Source organism: Chryseobacterium sp. ERMR1:04 (genome assembly GCF_001297705.1).
Taxonomy (GTDB): Bacteria; Bacteroidota; Bacteroidia; order Flavobacteriales; family Weeksellaceae; genus Chryseobacterium.
Window position 1 is genome coordinate 1,187,436 of the sequence record NZ_LIRF01000003.1, and the last position, 14,772, is coordinate 1,202,207.

Annotated in this window: 17 protein-coding genes; all 17 read right to left on the reverse strand. The window is 33.8% G+C overall.

The genetic code is table 11. The annotated features are described in order from the left end of the window. Positions 1-247: 247 nt before the first annotated feature. Positions 248-2,251: a S9 family peptidase gene (locus AMQ68_RS05480; protein ID WP_054509574.1), complete on the reverse strand. Its 2,004-nt coding sequence runs from the start codon at positions 2,249-2,251 to the stop codon at positions 248-250. 193 nt (positions 2,252-2,444) lie between these two features. Next, a complete protein-coding gene (locus AMQ68_RS05485; RefSeq protein WP_054509575.1) occupies positions 2,445-2,903 on the reverse strand; it encodes a DoxX family protein in 459 nt (152 codons plus the stop codon). Between the two features lie 125 nt (positions 2,904-3,028). Then, the gene (locus AMQ68_RS05490; protein WP_054509576.1) at positions 3,029-3,475 is read right to left on the reverse strand and encodes an SRPBCC domain-containing protein; all 447 of its coding nucleotides are present in this window, start codon (positions 3,473-3,475) and stop codon (positions 3,029-3,031) included. Positions 3,476-3,594: 119 nt separating this feature from the next. After that, positions 3,595-4,023, reverse strand: coding sequence for an ATPase (locus AMQ68_RS05495; protein WP_054509577.1), 429 nt, complete (start codon positions 4,021-4,023; stop codon positions 3,595-3,597). Between the two features lie 68 nt (positions 4,024-4,091). Beyond that, entirely contained in the window at positions 4,092-4,958 is an 867-nt protein-coding gene (locus AMQ68_RS05500) for a VOC family protein (RefSeq protein WP_054509578.1), read from the reverse strand. A 124-nt stretch (positions 4,959-5,082) separates the two neighbouring features. Continuing rightward, complete coding sequence (locus AMQ68_RS05505; protein WP_054509579.1) at positions 5,083-5,337, reverse strand: hypothetical protein; 255 nt, start codon at positions 5,335-5,337, stop codon at positions 5,083-5,085. Positions 5,338-5,354: 17 nt separating this feature from the next. Then, positions 5,355-5,768: an SRPBCC family protein gene (locus AMQ68_RS05510; RefSeq protein ID WP_054510032.1), complete on the reverse strand. Its 414-nt coding sequence runs from the start codon at positions 5,766-5,768 to the stop codon at positions 5,355-5,357. A 77-nt stretch (positions 5,769-5,845) separates the two neighbouring features. Then, positions 5,846-6,277 carry a VOC family protein gene (locus AMQ68_RS05515; RefSeq protein WP_054509580.1) on the reverse strand — a complete coding sequence of 144 codons (432 nt, stop codon included), beginning with the start codon at positions 6,275-6,277 and terminating at the stop codon, positions 5,846-5,848. A 293-nt stretch (positions 6,278-6,570) separates the two neighbouring features. Continuing rightward, positions 6,571-7,347: an alpha/beta fold hydrolase gene (locus tag AMQ68_RS05520; protein WP_054509581.1), complete on the reverse strand. Its 777-nt coding sequence runs from the start codon at positions 7,345-7,347 to the stop codon at positions 6,571-6,573. A gap of 3 nt (positions 7,348-7,350) precedes the next feature. Beyond that, complete coding sequence (locus tag AMQ68_RS05525; RefSeq protein WP_054509582.1) at positions 7,351-7,875, reverse strand: hypothetical protein; 525 nt, start codon at positions 7,873-7,875, stop codon at positions 7,351-7,353. A 339-nt stretch (positions 7,876-8,214) separates the two neighbouring features. After that, positions 8,215-8,667 carry a hypothetical protein gene (locus AMQ68_RS05530; RefSeq protein WP_054509583.1) on the reverse strand — a complete coding sequence of 151 codons (453 nt, stop codon included), beginning with the start codon at positions 8,665-8,667 and terminating at the stop codon, positions 8,215-8,217. Positions 8,668-8,902: 235 nt separating this feature from the next. Continuing rightward, positions 8,903-9,310: a VOC family protein gene (locus tag AMQ68_RS05535; RefSeq protein WP_054509584.1), complete on the reverse strand. Its 408-nt coding sequence runs from the start codon at positions 9,308-9,310 to the stop codon at positions 8,903-8,905. A gap of 76 nt (positions 9,311-9,386) precedes the next feature. Then, complete coding sequence (locus tag AMQ68_RS05540; RefSeq protein ID WP_054510033.1) at positions 9,387-9,977, reverse strand: Crp/Fnr family transcriptional regulator; 591 nt, start codon at positions 9,975-9,977, stop codon at positions 9,387-9,389. Between the two features lie 179 nt (positions 9,978-10,156). Beyond that, positions 10,157-11,368, reverse strand: a complete 1,212-nt coding sequence (locus tag AMQ68_RS05545; RefSeq protein WP_054509585.1) for a DUF763 domain-containing protein — start codon at positions 11,366-11,368, stop codon at positions 10,157-10,159. 259 nt (positions 11,369-11,627) lie between these two features. Continuing rightward, positions 11,628-11,990 (reverse strand): glyoxalase superfamily protein, encoded by a 363-nt coding sequence (locus AMQ68_RS05550; protein ID WP_054509586.1) that lies wholly within the window; start codon positions 11,988-11,990, stop codon positions 11,628-11,630. A 117-nt stretch (positions 11,991-12,107) separates the two neighbouring features. Next, on the reverse strand, positions 12,108-13,499 hold the full coding sequence (locus tag AMQ68_RS05555) for a hypothetical protein (protein ID WP_071254668.1): 1,392 nt from the start codon (positions 13,497-13,499) through the stop codon (positions 12,108-12,110). Positions 13,500-14,215: 716 nt separating this feature from the next. Then, the gene (gene tpx, locus AMQ68_RS05560; protein ID WP_054509587.1) at positions 14,216-14,713 is read right to left on the reverse strand and encodes a thiol peroxidase; all 498 of its coding nucleotides are present in this window, start codon (positions 14,711-14,713) and stop codon (positions 14,216-14,218) included. Between the last annotated feature and the right edge of the window lie 59 nt (positions 14,714-14,772).

Consider the following 14,772-nt stretch of genomic DNA (forward strand, 5'->3'; position numbering starts at 1 on the left):
ACTTTAATAAATTTAAAATATTTTTTCTGAAATTCGGGATTTCTTTTGTTTATCGGGGTTTTTAAATATTTTTATTTTTTAATCATTGAGTTTAAATAAACACTAATAACACAAATCTTTACACTAAAGTCACAAATAATTTCCATCGTGTCATTTGTGAAAATCATTAGTGATATTTGTGTTTAAAACAAAAAACGGAGCATAAAAATACGCTCCATTTCATTTCATTATAAAAAATTTGAATGTCTTATTTATTGAAGTTTTCAGCAAAGAAACCTAACATATAGGTATACAATTCAATTCTGTTTTTTTCTTTTCCAAATCCGTGGCCTTCATCATATTTTACCAGGTAAGGAACTTCAAAACCTTTACTTCTTAGCCCTTTTACAATTTGATCAGATTCATTGATATTCACTCTCGGGTCATTCGCGCCTTGCACAACAAACAAAGGCTTTTTGATCTTATCAATATTAAAAACAGGGGAAACCTCTTTTGCTATTTTCGCTTCTTCAGGATTATCCAAATCATACCAGATTTGTTTTACCATCTCTTTATATGGCTTCCAATATTCCGGGAAGGAATCAAAGAAGGTAAATATATTTGAAACCCCCACATAGTCTACTCCACAAGCATATAAATCAGGTGTTTTTATTAATCCCATTAAAGTAGCATATCCTCCGTGGCTTCCACCATAAATAGCAACCTTATTTTTATTCACCCAACCTTGTTCGATCGCATATTTCACTCCATCTTCCACATCATCCATTGCTTTTCTACCAATTTGTTTGTATCCGGAGTTCTGAAATTCTTTTCCATATCCTCCTGAAATTCTGAAATTAACCTGCAATGTGGCGTATCCTCGACTTGCAAATAATTGCGCCTCAGGATTGAATCCCCAACTATCTCTGATTCCTTGTGGCCCACCGTGAGGATTTACAATCAAAGGAACTTTTTGCCCATCCACCGCAGCTTTTGGCAAGGTAATATAACCGTGAATCGTCAAACCGTCTCTGCTTTTAAATTCTATGGGTCTCATTTCCGCCATATCCTCTTCTTTTAATTGAGGCATCAGGTCAAGAAGGAGCTTTATATTTTTTGTTTTGGTATCGTATTCGTAATATTTCCCGTATAATTTATCACTACCCACCACCACTAAAAGCTTAGAATCATTATCATCGGAAGAAACTACAGAAAACTGTTTGTCGCCAAATTCAGCTTTTAATTTAGCATCAATTTCTTTGTAAAACTGGCTTACCGGAATTGTTTCATTTTTAATTCCGTTATAACTGATGTAGTCTAATTCATAATCTCTGTTTTTTCCGGCAACGCTTACTGAACTTACATCGAAGGTAGGATTAGAATACACTTCTTTAATTACAGCATTCTTCTTTAGATCATACAGAACAATTTTCGCTTTATCGCTGTCCAAATTTGTAACAACATAAGCTTCATCTTTGTTTTTTGAATGATCGTTAAATTTGATAATATTGAAGGTATCTTTCCAATCTGTAGATTTTACCAGATTAAATTTCCCAGTCTGCAGATCTTTATAATAGGTCTTTGTAGTCAACCCATTTTCAAGAACAATATAGCCTCTTAAATTCCCTTCTCTATCAAAAAGATAATCATCAATAGGATTTTTAGGATCTTTGTTATCAAATAATTGAGTCATTTCTCCCGTCACAAAATTGATCTTAAACGGTTCAAAAATCTGTTTATTATTTTTATTCAGCGTCACCACAGCGAAATCTGTATCTTTTATAATGGTTGCAGCACCCACTTTCACCCCTTCAAAAGGCGTAAGATCTTTCAGATTTTTTCCGTCTACATCGGCACCATATAAATGAAGGTTTTCATTTCCTCCTTTATCCTGAACATAAAACAGTCGTTTTTTGTTTAACCATCCATAACTTCCAATCAAGTCGTCTTTTTCTTCAATAGCCTTGGTCACCTTCCCTGTTTTTAAGTCTTTTACATACACATGATTCTTCATGTCTTTGTCTTTTTCCTTATAAGAAAGGTATTGACCATCAGGAGAAATTTTAAATTGAGAAGCTTTTGGTCTCGCAAAATAATCTTCCACTTTATACTTAAAATTCCCTTTGTCAAAAGAGATCAGTTTATCCAAAGTCGCCTTAGAAGAGACTAATGTAGGATCACCAGGTAGCTTGGTGGTAGCGCTTTGTGCATTGATCATAATGGTAGATATTACAATGTGGGCAGTTGTCAAAATTTTAGAATTTATATTCATAAGTCATGATTTGGTTGAAATATTAGGTACGCTTTATCATTTTATTAAATTATCAAAAAAACAATATACTACTATATAAGACTACATAATAGCATAAAATGTTACAAATTAATCTCTTATTTGTGAGAAAATCTAATAACACGAAAAAAAAGGAAAGCAAAACCTTCCTTTTAATGTATAAAATGCATTATTTCTATTGTAAATGAATCCCGAAATACCAAGTCCATGCAATTAATATAATCTGCATCGGAATCCTCTCTTTATACAGATAGTTCATCCCAGGACCTGAATAATCTCCTTTAAATAGATTCACTTTTTTCTGTGAAGAATTAATATTGGCCAGAAATACAAGAACTAAGAAAATAATCAATAAAATGGCGGTCAGTTCTCGAATTGCCGGAATCATCAGTCCAATTCCTGCAGCAATCTCAATAATTCCGGTAAAATAGACCCAAAACATTTTGGCCGGCATAAAATCAGGAATCATCATTGCCATTCCTTTTTGGAATTTAAAATGGGCAAATCCTGTGAAAATAATGAAAACGGCCATTCCCAGATTTCCTGAAAACAGGAAATTCCAATCTCCCTGATAGAGTTTTGTTCCTATCAAAGCAAGAATGAATGTGACGAAAAGGATTGTTAATAATTTCATGTATTATTTCTATTTATTGTTTTCTCACAGATTGAAGTGATAATCCTTGACAAGGATTAATAAAGTATATTTTTTACTGGAAAATATAAATCTAAGCCGTATAAACCCCTTAAGAGAAATATAAATTACTTCTCGGCTAGATTTTTCACAATTTCTAAGCCTTTAATAAAACCGTTGTTTATGTGATCTTGCCATTCTTTTTCAACCTGAACTTCTGCATGAAGTTTTGTTTTCCCATCAAAATCAATGAGAATATATTTTTCGAAGCAGCCACTCCATTGTTTAACTTCCATGCTTTCTGTGTCTTCTACTCCATCCTTATCTACCATTCCCAAATGTTTGAAAACAATTTGATTAGGCTCCTCTAAACTGTCAATTGTTGAAACCATTCCTTCATTGTTCATATCCAAAAAATAGGTTTTTCCTCCTACTTTCCAATCGGACTTAATTTGAGATTGAGAATTAGGATTGAAAAATTGCGTCCACTGACCGTAAGTTTTCGGACTCCAAAGAACATCCCAAACTTTTTGCTTAGGGGCATTGATTACTGTTTCGTATGATAAGGTTTCCATATTTTTGATTTTTGTAATTTGATTTATTTAAACACTAATTACACGAATTTTTAGCACTAATTACACAAATTAATGCGTTTAATATTTGTGAAAATTTTTAATGAAATTTATGTTTAAAATTAAAGCTGATTCTCCGAAAGATTCTTTACAATCCCCAACGCTTTTGGAAATTTATCTTCAAAAAAATCTTTGAACTCAGCCGGAGTTTGAATCTCTCCTTTTAAAACTGTTCCATCTTCATTTTCTTCCAAAATATAAGCCTCCGTTGCTTCACCCCAATCTTGCGGGCTTTCTACGCCATCATAAATTTCTCCAAGGTGTAAGAATTTCATTTCTTTATGCGCAACATTCTTTTCAACACGGCTGTACATTCCGTTATTGTGCGGATCAAAAAACTTCACAATACTTCCTTCTTCTAAAGTTCCCTCATAAAATGAGCCTTCTGTGAAAGCTGTAGTCCATTGTCTGTAGGTTATTTCGCCCCAAAGTACATTCCATACTTTTTCGGGATCTGCATTGATTTGAATTTCAAATGATAATTTTTCCATTTTTCTTCTTTTAGTGTAAAGTTTAGCTGCCTACTTTACATACAATCAAACAATAAGCCGAAACAGCTTTAAGAATCATAAGCATTTTCTAAATCCTGTATGATAATTTTCTGCATTCTCATCATCGCCTGAACGACTTTCTGAGCTTTCTCCTGATCAGGATCACTCATTAACTGAATTAATTTTTTAGGAACAATTTGCCAGCTAAAACCATATTTATCTTTCAACCAACCACACATACTTTCACGTCCTCCATCAGAAGTAAGCGCATTCCAAAGATGATCGGTCTGCTCCTGATCATCAGTCATTACAACCATTGAAATTCCTTCGTTGAAATCAAATGGATGGTCATAAGAATTGTCCATACAGAACAAACTGTATCCGTTAATTTCAAAATTGGCATGTTGAATATTTTTTGCAGGTTCAGGATTCGGATGGCCTTCACTGCCTTCTCCATATCTTACAATATTTCCTATTGTAGAGTTGGGAAAAGTGTGGGTGTATAATTCCATTGCTTCCAATGCTTTTCCATTGTTTCCATGGATAAACATGAAGGTCGGAATAATCTTCTGTTCAGTTTGTTTCTCCCCTAAAAATATCTGCCAAGTAACATCATATTTATCTTTAAGCCAACCGTATTTTTTGCTCCAAGAGTAAGAATCTAAAGGCATCAACGCTATTCCGCCTTCTATCAATTGATCCCAGTATTTCTGAACCTCATCTTCCGTTTCACAGATCACCATAAACGAAACTGAAGCGTTCTTTTTAAATTGTGGACCACCATTTAAAAGCATTATTTTTTGACCAAAAAGATCAATATTCATCACAACAGGAGTATCTGCTGTAATTTTACCATCAAATACTTTACAATAAAACTCTGCGGACTGTTTAGCGTCTCCATCGTACCAAAGACATGGGAAAATATCGTTATTCATATCGTTTTAAATTAGGATTATTTTAAGGAAACACGAATAACACAAATCATTTACACAAATTTTCATCATTCAGTATGTTGTGTTATTTGTGAAAAAAAATTAGTGTTATTCGTGTTTAGAATATTCAGTTTTTAAAAGAAACCTGTTGTTCTTTCATATAATTCTTTAGCTTCATCATGGTATTCTTTCCAAAACCATGAAACTGCATGACTTCTTCTTCAGAATAATTTGATAATTTTTCCAAAGAATCTATTTTTTCTCTTTCTAATGTTCTTCTTGCGGGCATCGCAATAACGCCTTGCAGAAATTCACCTTTTACAACATGATTAACAACGCAAAAGGAGCTTAAACATTTCGCCATTATTACTAGATTGATCATGAGTACGATAAAGGTTTTTAGTTATTTTCAACGTATTTGTGAAAATTATTTAGAATAGCATACCAGCCTTCTCTTTGCATTTCCGTAGAGTTTTGTTTTTCGGGATCAAATATTTCTGTTACTTTCGTTGTATTTCCATCTATTTTATCGAAAATAATCTCCACATTTCTACCGTCTTCCAAATGGTATTTTATTCTCTCGTTGGGAATTATCTCATCATAAATCCCTTCAAAATCAAATCCGAAACTTCCATCTTTTGCTTCCATTCTCGCTTTGAGTTTCCCGCCTACTTTCAAATCATTTTCAGCACTTGGGCATTGCCAGCTTTCGTGGGCAAAATTCCATTTGGTAATGTGTTTTGGTTCGTTGAAGTAATCCCAAACCTTTTCCACAGGAGCTAAAATCGTAATGTCTATTGTTATTGGACTCATCATTCTTTTTTTTAAAGTTCATTGAAAGGGCAACTAAAAACCAGTCCCCCTTTTTTATAATGAGTTAAATATAAGAATTATTTTGTGTATTCTTCATTATAGTTCACCATCCAATGAACATTATATTTATCCTGAAAACTCCCATAATAATCTCCCCAAAATTGATCTTCTATTGGCATTTCTATATTTCCTCCTTCTGAAAGTCCTTTAAACAATCGGTCCGCTTCTTCTTTAGATTCAGGGAAAATTGAAACATAGTTATTATTTCCAACCGTTAAACGCTGTCCGAAACTTGGAACAATGTCTGATGCCATCAGCAAATCACCTCCAATTGGAAGCGCAATGTGCATTACTCTGTTTTTTTCTTCGTCTGATAAATTTTCAGTTCCAGGAGCATTACCCATTTTGTGAATTTCACCCAGGAATTCTCCTCCGAAAACAGATTTGTAAAAAGTGAAAGCTTCCTCTGCTTTCCCATCGAAATTTAAGTACGGGTTTAATTTAGCCATGATATTTTATTTTTTATAAGTTGTTTTTTGTTTTTATTTAAACACAAATTATCACTAATATTTTTCACGAATAACACTAATATTATTTGTGAAATTTGTGTAGAACATTTGTGTTGTTAGTGTTTTATTTTAACACAAAGAGCGCAAAGTTTTTTTTAATTATTGTGAATATTTTTCGTTCGCAAAGGCGTTTCACTCAGCGAAGATTGAAAGTATAATTTCCCAGCCATCTAGTTTGTCATTCTGATGAAGGAAGAATCTCAACTTACTATTCTTAAAAAGTTATATAAGTCTTAAACTTTCAAAAACTTCTTCACTTCATTTATTGTTAAATCAATTAATTTTTCATCAATATTACCTTCAAAATCGGCCATCATATAAGAACCGTGATTGGCAGGTAGAATCATTAATTGTGCACCTTCCACCAAACGCCACATTTCAACAATATGTTCGGGTTTCATTACGTCTTTATCTCCGGAAATAAATAAGGTTGGCGATTTAATTGATTTCAACATATCTTCACTCCAATCTTTGAAAGTCTGCATTCTTTTGCTGTCTTTATCAAACATATTTTCAAGTGCTGAAAAGTCTGGATTTAAGTTTAAAAAATTAATTTTCAAAGACTCCGGCATTGATTCTAATGTTGCATCCATCATAGATTCGAAAAAGCCGTCCATCATTCCATTTCTTTTGTAAAACGCTGAAGCGATAATCAACTTTCCAACTGTTTCAGGATGACGATGAGCAATTTGCATCACGGTATTTCCGCCATTACTAAATCCAAAAAATGCAGCTTTCTGAATATTTAATTCTTTTAAAAGAGCAGCAACATCATCAGCATCCTGTTCAAAAGTTTCAGGAATATCTCGATGTTCTGTCATTCCATGATTTTGCAGATCGATTCCAATTAATTGAAACTGGGTTTCTAACCTTGAGATAACTTTTTTATAATCAAATAAAATCGAAGAACCTCCGCCATGAATCAATACCAAAGGTTTTCCGGAACCGTAGATTTCATAATACATCTGAATTCCGTTAACCCGTTTATGACCTTTTTCAACTGGATTCATTGCTTAATATTTTAAATCTTTATCAAAACCATATTTCATTCCTTCGTATCCCAGAATTCGGCGCATCAATCCAATTTGTCCGCTCAGATAATCTTCACGACCTATACACATTCCAACAAAATTCAGTACCGTTTCTGGGAAGAAATCGATATTCATTCCCATCGGAAATGCTTTGTCTAATTCTTCATCACTTGCTTCTAATAATTTTTGATACACAAGAGGCGAAATTGTATGAAAGCTATCTTTCAATTGTTGTAAAGAAGGATACTTTAAGCTTTCATCCAATGCTTTTCCCTGAAAGAACAGGTCTTTAAATTCAAATTCTTCCTGAAGTCCGAGCACAAATCCTAATGCATAGCGCATATCGAGAAAGTTACCGACCATCCAAATAACATGGTTTGTTCTTCCTTCAATTCTTTTTAGAGCGTCTTCCTCAGAAATTCCATCAAGAACCATTAGGAAACTTTGGCTGTGACCACGAAATGCAGGAATGATGATGTCTAATTTTTGTGATTTTGGAGTATTCATTTTGTTTGATTTTTTATTTTGTTCCCACGGATTTCACAGATTTTCACGGATGATTGTGGTTTTATTCTGAAAATATTTACAGTTTGGTAATGTTTTTTCTCTCGCGGATTTTACAGATTACGCAGATGTTTATGTTTTATTCTGATAATATTTATGATTTAGGGAGCATTTTTTCTCTCGCAGATTTTACAGATTACGCAGATGAGTGTGGTTTTATTCTGAAAATATTTTGGTTTAGGGAGCGTTTTTTTCTCTCGCGGATTTTACAGATTATGCAGATGAGTGTGGTTTTATTCTGAAAATATTTATAGGATTTGAGTGTAACTCATTCTTGTTTCTTTATTTTATTGCTCCAGGTTTTCCGAGAATTCTTCTGAGATAACCGAATTGGCCACTATGGTAAATCTCGTGAAAAGACAATCCTGAAACATCATTAATTATTGCAGGATCAATGCTCTCAAGACTATTTAGTTTTGTCTCAAACCTATTCTGAGATTCTTTCAGATAAGATTTTAACTCATCAAAACTCACAAACTCCTCTTTTCTGTTTAAAGGAATTTCTCTTCTGTTATAGCATGAAAATTTTTCATTATCCCAAACCGACTCTTCACCCAACACATTCAGAAAGGCATTTCTTATATAAATTAAATGGCCTAGCACCCAATTCATACAATTAGCTTCACCATTAGGGAAAATCATAGATTCTTCATGCGAAATATCATTAATATTCATCGAAATCACTTTGTAATTACTGACTACCAGATATTTTACAATTTCAACATCGTTTTTCATAGTTTTTGGATTTGGGGTGTTCTATCTCCAGCAGAATTTTATGTTCTTTGTGGAAAGATTTGTATTGAGTTTTCTCTCACTGATTACACAAATGATTGTGCTTATTTGTGAAAACATTTTGGTTTAGGTACCGTTTTTTCTCTCGCAGATTTTACAGATTACGCAGATGATTGCGCATAGAAAACACGAATTAAAATCTTCCTAATCTACTAAATTTGCGAGAGGCTTGTTTATTTTATGTTGTGGGAAGTTGAGAAAGATCTGCAAACGTTACATTCCAGCCATGTCCGTTGATGTCCCAAAAAGAATTTTGATACATCCATCCATAATCCTGTGGTTCTTCATGTTGATACGCTCCGTTTTCAACAGCTGCATTTACGACCTGATCAACTTCTTCACGGCTGTTTAAACCAATAGCCACCAAAACCTGAGTGGTATCTCCTTTTGGAACTGGTCTCTCAGAAAAAGTCTGAAAATATTCTTCCGTTATAAACATTACGAAAATATTATCACTCATCACAATACAAACTGCTCGTTCATCTGAAATCTGCTCGTTGATTGAGAACCCGATATTCGTCCAGAATTCTTTCGTTTTTTGAATATCTTTAACCGGAAGATTGACATAAATTTGATTGATTTTCATTTTGTATTTTTTAATGTTAAACTTTTAACCAAAATTATAAAATCATTGCGAAAATCTACTTGCCATAAGACAAGAATTACATTTTCTTTGGATGAGAAACAATTTCCTTACGAATTCTACTTAAAGAAGTATCGGTAACTCCCAAATAGGAAGCAATTTGTTTCAACGGTGCAAATTGTACTACCTGAGGTTTTTGCTCTAAAAGATTAAGATAACGTTTTGTTGCAGAAAGGGTAAACATCTCTACTGAACGCTGTTTGTAGGTGAAAAGTTGCTGAGACATCCACGCTCTACCCCATTCTCTGAGGTTAGGAATTTTATGGAATAATTCCTGAAACGTATCAAAATCGAATTTCCAGCATTCACAATCTGTTATACAAACAATATTTTCCTGTGTTGGAATGCGTTGAAAAAGTGAAGAAACTTCAATAACGATTTCGTTTTCGGCGAAGAAATGTGTTGTGACATCGTTTCCATTAAAATCATTGACAAATGAACGAGCCAAACCTTTCTCCAAAATATAATATTCGTTAGCCGTTTTTCCTTCTTCAAGAATAACATCTCCTTTCTGAAAAGCTACTTTTTCATGAGCCTGAAAAATCTCTTCCAGCTCTTCATGCAAGAAAAATGGAAAATCATAACAGATTTCTAACGCTTTATTTGTCATCAAGTCAATGTTTTTTAAGCTTTTTAAAATTAGAATTTTTATTGGAATTGATGAAGGAATTATTAAATATATTTTCACTCTGTCCCTCTGACAAAAAAAGAATCTCTAAACATAGAAATAGATTCTTCACTCCGCTTTGTTTTGTTCTGAATGAAAAAAAAGGCGTTAGTTTGTAATTTTTAAAACAAAGAAAGTTGAATAGCTTTAGGCTTCGTTGGCTTTTCGGCATCCCCGAAAACGGTCTTTCCTCCGAATTTCCAGGAGTTCTGTCTTTCTTCTTCGATTACTTGCTGAATATCAAAATTTGGGATAAAATCTTTTTCCGTGGCTTCAACGATTTGATGAAGTTTATTAAGGGTTTTTAATTTATCAGAATTTCCGAGCTTAGATTTCTCAATTCCTGTTTTAAGAATCTGGATACTTTCATCATACACATTCGTAGGAACAGGAAACGGATGACCGTCTTTTCCACCATGCGCAAAAGAAAATCTTGCCGGATCTTTGAATCTTGAAGGTGCCCCGTGAATAACCTCGCTCACCAAAGCCAAAGACTGCATGGTGCGTGGCCCAACACCTTCCAACAGGAGAAGATCTTCGAAATTCTGAGGTTGCTGCTCGCGCGTTACATATAAAAGCGCACCAAGGCGTTTTAAATCAACATCAGAAGCCTGAACATCGTGATGATTAGGAAGAATTAACCTTGAAAAATCACTCATGATTTCCGCAGAATCGGTATGCGAAATATCTAAAATTCCTTTTCTATTTTCTGATGCTTCTGAGTCCGTTAAGTTTAAAATTGTTCCTCTCGAAATTCCATTGATTCCTGTGTGAGGCTCTTCAATAAATGATTTTATATTTTCTGAATGCCAATGATAACGTCTTGCTGTTCCGTCAGATTCATGCATTCCCTGCTGAACAACGCTCCAGTTTCCATTATCGGATACAATAAAATTATGTAAATACAATTGATACCCATCCTGAATCGCCGTGTTATCAACTTTTGCAGATAATCTACTGGCTCTTACCAATTCTGCTCCATTCAAACCTGTTTTATCTGCTATTTGAAGGAGTTCTGATGATGTTTCTCTGGAAAATTTACCTTTTCCTCCACAAATATAAATTCCGAGCGATTGTGAATTGGGATTGATTGAGCGTTTTAAAGCGCCCATCACAGAAGTGGTAATTCCTGAAGAATGCCAGTCCATTCCCATCACTGCACCAAAACTTTGAAACCAAAAGGGATCAGATAGTCTACGGATTACTTCATCTTTTCCGTAATCCATTAAAATCACCTCGATGATTGAAAGCCCAAGCATCGACATACGCTCATACAGCCATGGCGGTACTTTGCCATAGTGAAGGGGTAAATCTGCTGTTCCTGAACGTTTCATTGAAGCGGTAAAGTTAGTTTTATTATGATCATATTTTGATGAGTTGAATCAATATTTAAACTAGATTTCTCCTTTGGTTGAAATGAAATGATTTTGAGTTTTTTGCTCCCACGGATTTGCACGGATGTTTGTTATTTTTTTTTATCTCTCGCTGATTTTGCAGATTACGCAGATGTTTACGCTTTATTTGTTTGCGCTTATTTGTGTTTGTGTTTAAATCAAATGAATGGATTAAATACAGGTTTAAATTTTCTCTTTATTAAATTTTTTCATTGAAAATAATCTTATTCCCGAAAGGATCATCAACAGTGAAAGAAATGGCATCGTAAAAGGTTTTCTCCAATCCGGGACGGTTGTATTTGTATTTTTTATCAATCAATTTTTTATGATAATCTGTTATCCCTTCAGCCCAGATAAAAACTCTGCTTCCAGGAGTTCCATCGCCGTGATGTTCGCTTAAATGAAGAATAATATGATCTTTTTTCACTTCCATATAAACGGGAGTATTCTCTTCGAAATGATGTTCCCAAACGATTTCAAAACCAAGCCAGTCAATATAAAACTCTATTGTTTTTTGGTAATCGAAAATTCTGAGAATCGGGATAACTTGTTGTGCTTTCATACTAATTTTTAAAATTTATTGAGGCGAAAAATATTAGCTCCATTTTCAAATGAATCTTTTACATACAATCGATAAACTCTTAATTTTCATTGATTAATCATCATTATACAACGTAATTTATTCAGTCTCTTCATTAATTTCCTTAGCAATAAGCCCTGTACGGTCTGTTACTTTCCCATTGATGATCTGAACAGCAATTCCTTTTTTTGACAGGGCCGTAATATTTTTCAATGGTGTTTCCCCATTATTAGTAACGGCTACCGCAATTGAATTATTTCCATTAGCTGTAATATCTCCTTCTACTTCCAGTTCACGCACAATTCCTCCTTCCACATGGTAGCTCTGGACGTTGTCTCCATGAGTGGTAATCCCTCCGGCAATTTTTAAAATCTGTATATCTCCACCTGGTTTCACACTTATTGCATCTGCCGGAAGCGTCATAATCACTCCTTTTACAAGAGACTCTCCTACTGAGCCGCTTGTTTCCACGCCATTTTTCACTTCTATACTGCCTACACTTTTACTAAACTGCATTCCTATCGAACCGTTTCCATGCGTAACAATAGAATGAAAAACTGCTTTTTTAACGGTGCCATCATACTGATTAAAACCTCTGGCCCCTGAACCAAATGTTTCAATTTTATCTTTCGCTTCAAATTCATCTACCGTACCAAAATTCACAAAGCCAATACCACTTGGCCCATAAGACGTGATTGGTTTTTCCGCCACCCACTTTTTCACATATCCCCAGGTATCTAACACCATATCATTTACCCCGTAAGTAGTTACTGAACCATGATGAACTAAGCTTTCTACCTTAACACCGTTTACAATAAAAACACCCGCTGTAATCATGTCTGGCTGTCCAAAAGGCAGCATCCCATTTGAATAAATATCACCTGTTGTTATTTTATCCGCAATTACCCATCCTCCATTGTCACCAAAACCACAGATAAATAATCCTGTTCCTATAACCGGAGCTCCTTTTCTTCCTAACGTGATATTGGTAAGAGTTGCTTTGATAATACTGTCTGGATTACTATTAAAATTGTAAACCGTAAATGCACCTTGATATACATTAACCCCATATTTTTGCGGCTGTTCAGAATATTTTCGGGCATCACAAGCAACGATATCAATATTTTCGGCAATTAGTGTCGTTTTATTTGTTCCCGCTCTCGTTATTATTTGAACTTGACCGGAAACGGTTAAATCTTTCAACGTTAAAACACCTAAATCCGAATGATTGCTAAGGGTGTAAACAGCACGGTTATTAGAATTCGTCTGAATTGTAAGATTACTAATTTCATTATCAGCAGTCAATCCAATACCATCTCCATTGTTAAAGCTAATCATACAGCTTTCTTTATGAGTTCCTTTTATGGTAAAACCAATGGGTAAAACGATTGAATATGGGCAAAGAATTGAAGTTTGCACTTCTAGGTTCTGAGGAGTCTTTTGATCCAATGCAGCCATCAAATCAGCTAATGAATTGATTTTTATTTCCATTTCTTAATTATTTTGGTGAAGATTTGATTCAGTTAATATTGAGCTTTTCAAACATACTCAATACCCATTTCCTGTATTGATTCATTGAATAACTTTAGTAAAATAAAGATAATGAAAGTTTTAGAGCCTGTTTAAATTTTATTCAGGAATTTTCATGTATTTGGTTATCAGTTGTTTTTTTGTTGCCAAGACTCAATAGGTCATGTTTGAAATTATTTTTCAATGAAAAAGATTAACGCAAAGTTGATGAATAATTTTGCTTTATTTTAAGTGGGCAAAGTGATGCGACTTCGTCGCTGATGAAGCTGTATGCTTATCCATATGCTTCGACGAATCAACTTCGTAGATTCTATCCTTTGCTCCCTGAAAATAGGTATGATAAAGCTAAAGCTTTGCGTTAGAAAAACAGGTCATCAGTACATTATCTTTTTAATCAGAAAAATCCTTAAAGAATGTAATTTAGATAAAGATTTGAATGGTATACAAAAAATCAAATTTAGAAATTTAAACAGCCTCTTAAAAACATCCTTCTAAATTTATTATTTTCATCATTGCATTTAACCACTGACACGTATTAAAAATCAATATCAGTTCTCCAAGGTTTATTCAATAACAGAGTGATAATTTCATATAAAATAAATACTAGATCATTTTTTTTCACAAAAAAGCCTTACAAATAACTTTGCAAGGCTTTTTCTAAGAGTTTTATTTCTTTATTATTTTAACGCAGAAAGAGCTGCTTCATAATTGGGCTCATCGGCAATTTCAGAAACCTGCTCTGTATAAACCACTTTATTATCAGCATCAGTTACGATTACTGCACGGCTAAGAAGTCCTTTCAAAACAGAATCTGCAATTGTTAATTGATTATCATCACCAAAACTACTTCTGAAATCTGAAAGTGTTTCTACGTTATCCAATCCTTCAGCTGCACAGAATCTTCCTAATGCGAAAGGTAAATCTTTAGAAACATTGATTACCACTGTATTTTCTAAGCTTGAAGCTTCTTCGTTGAATTTTCTTGCAGAAGATGCACAAGTTGGTGTATCAATACTTGGGAAAACATTGAATACTTTTTTCTTTCCTGCAAAACTTTCCAATGTTTTTACATTTAAACCAGAATCTACCAAAGCAAAATCCTTGATTGTAGCTCCTACTGAAGGTAAAGTTCCTATTGTGCTTACTGCATTTCCTTTTAAGGTAATATTTGACATAATTTATTTTTTAAGTTTTTCAAATTTAATCAAAATGAAAACTTTTTCAATGAAACAAA

Excerpts from the sequence above, each read along its gene's own strand:
- AMQ68_RS05480 (WP_054509574.1), bottom strand. The coding sequence starts at position 2,251 with ATGAATATAAATTCTAAAATTTTGACAACTGCCCACATTGTAATATCT.
- AMQ68_RS05485 (WP_054509575.1), bottom strand. The coding sequence starts at position 2,903 with ATGAAATTATTAACAATCCTTTTCGTCACATTCATTCTTGCTTTGATA.
- AMQ68_RS05490 (WP_054509576.1), bottom strand. The coding sequence starts at position 3,475 with ATGGAAACCTTATCATACGAAACAGTAATCAATGCCCCTAAGCAAAAA.
- AMQ68_RS05495 (WP_054509577.1), bottom strand. The coding sequence starts at position 4,023 with ATGGAAAAATTATCATTTGAAATTCAAATCAATGCAGATCCCGAAAAA.
- AMQ68_RS05500 (WP_054509578.1), bottom strand. The coding sequence starts at position 4,958 with ATGAATAACGATATTTTCCCATGTCTTTGGTACGATGGAGACGCTAAA.
- AMQ68_RS05505 (WP_054509579.1), bottom strand. The coding sequence starts at position 5,337 with ATGATCAATCTAGTAATAATGGCGAAATGTTTAAGCTCCTTTTGCGTT.
- AMQ68_RS05510 (WP_054510032.1), bottom strand. The coding sequence starts at position 5,768 with ATGAGTCCAATAACAATAGACATTACGATTTTAGCTCCTGTGGAAAAG.
- AMQ68_RS05515 (WP_054509580.1), bottom strand. The coding sequence starts at position 6,277 with ATGGCTAAATTAAACCCGTACTTAAATTTCGATGGGAAAGCAGAGGAA.
- AMQ68_RS05520 (WP_054509581.1), bottom strand. The coding sequence starts at position 7,347 with ATGAATCCAGTTGAAAAAGGTCATAAACGGGTTAACGGAATTCAGATG.
- AMQ68_RS05525 (WP_054509582.1), bottom strand. The coding sequence starts at position 7,875 with ATGAATACTCCAAAATCACAAAAATTAGACATCATCATTCCTGCATTT.
- AMQ68_RS05530 (WP_054509583.1), bottom strand. The coding sequence starts at position 8,667 with ATGAAAAACGATGTTGAAATTGTAAAATATCTGGTAGTCAGTAATTAC.
- AMQ68_RS05535 (WP_054509584.1), bottom strand. The coding sequence starts at position 9,310 with ATGAAAATCAATCAAATTTATGTCAATCTTCCGGTTAAAGATATTCAA.
- AMQ68_RS05540 (WP_054510033.1), bottom strand. The coding sequence starts at position 9,977 with ATGACAAATAAAGCGTTAGAAATCTGTTATGATTTTCCATTTTTCTTG.
- AMQ68_RS05545 (WP_054509585.1), bottom strand. The coding sequence starts at position 11,368 with ATGAAACGTTCAGGAACAGCAGATTTACCCCTTCACTATGGCAAAGTA.
- AMQ68_RS05550 (WP_054509586.1), bottom strand. The coding sequence starts at position 11,990 with ATGAAAGCACAACAAGTTATCCCGATTCTCAGAATTTTCGATTACCAA.
- AMQ68_RS05555 (WP_071254668.1), bottom strand. The coding sequence starts at position 13,499 with ATGGAAATAAAAATCAATTCATTAGCTGATTTGATGGCTGCATTGGAT.
- tpx (WP_054509587.1), bottom strand. The coding sequence starts at position 14,713 with ATGTCAAATATTACCTTAAAAGGAAATGCAGTAAGCACAATAGGAACT.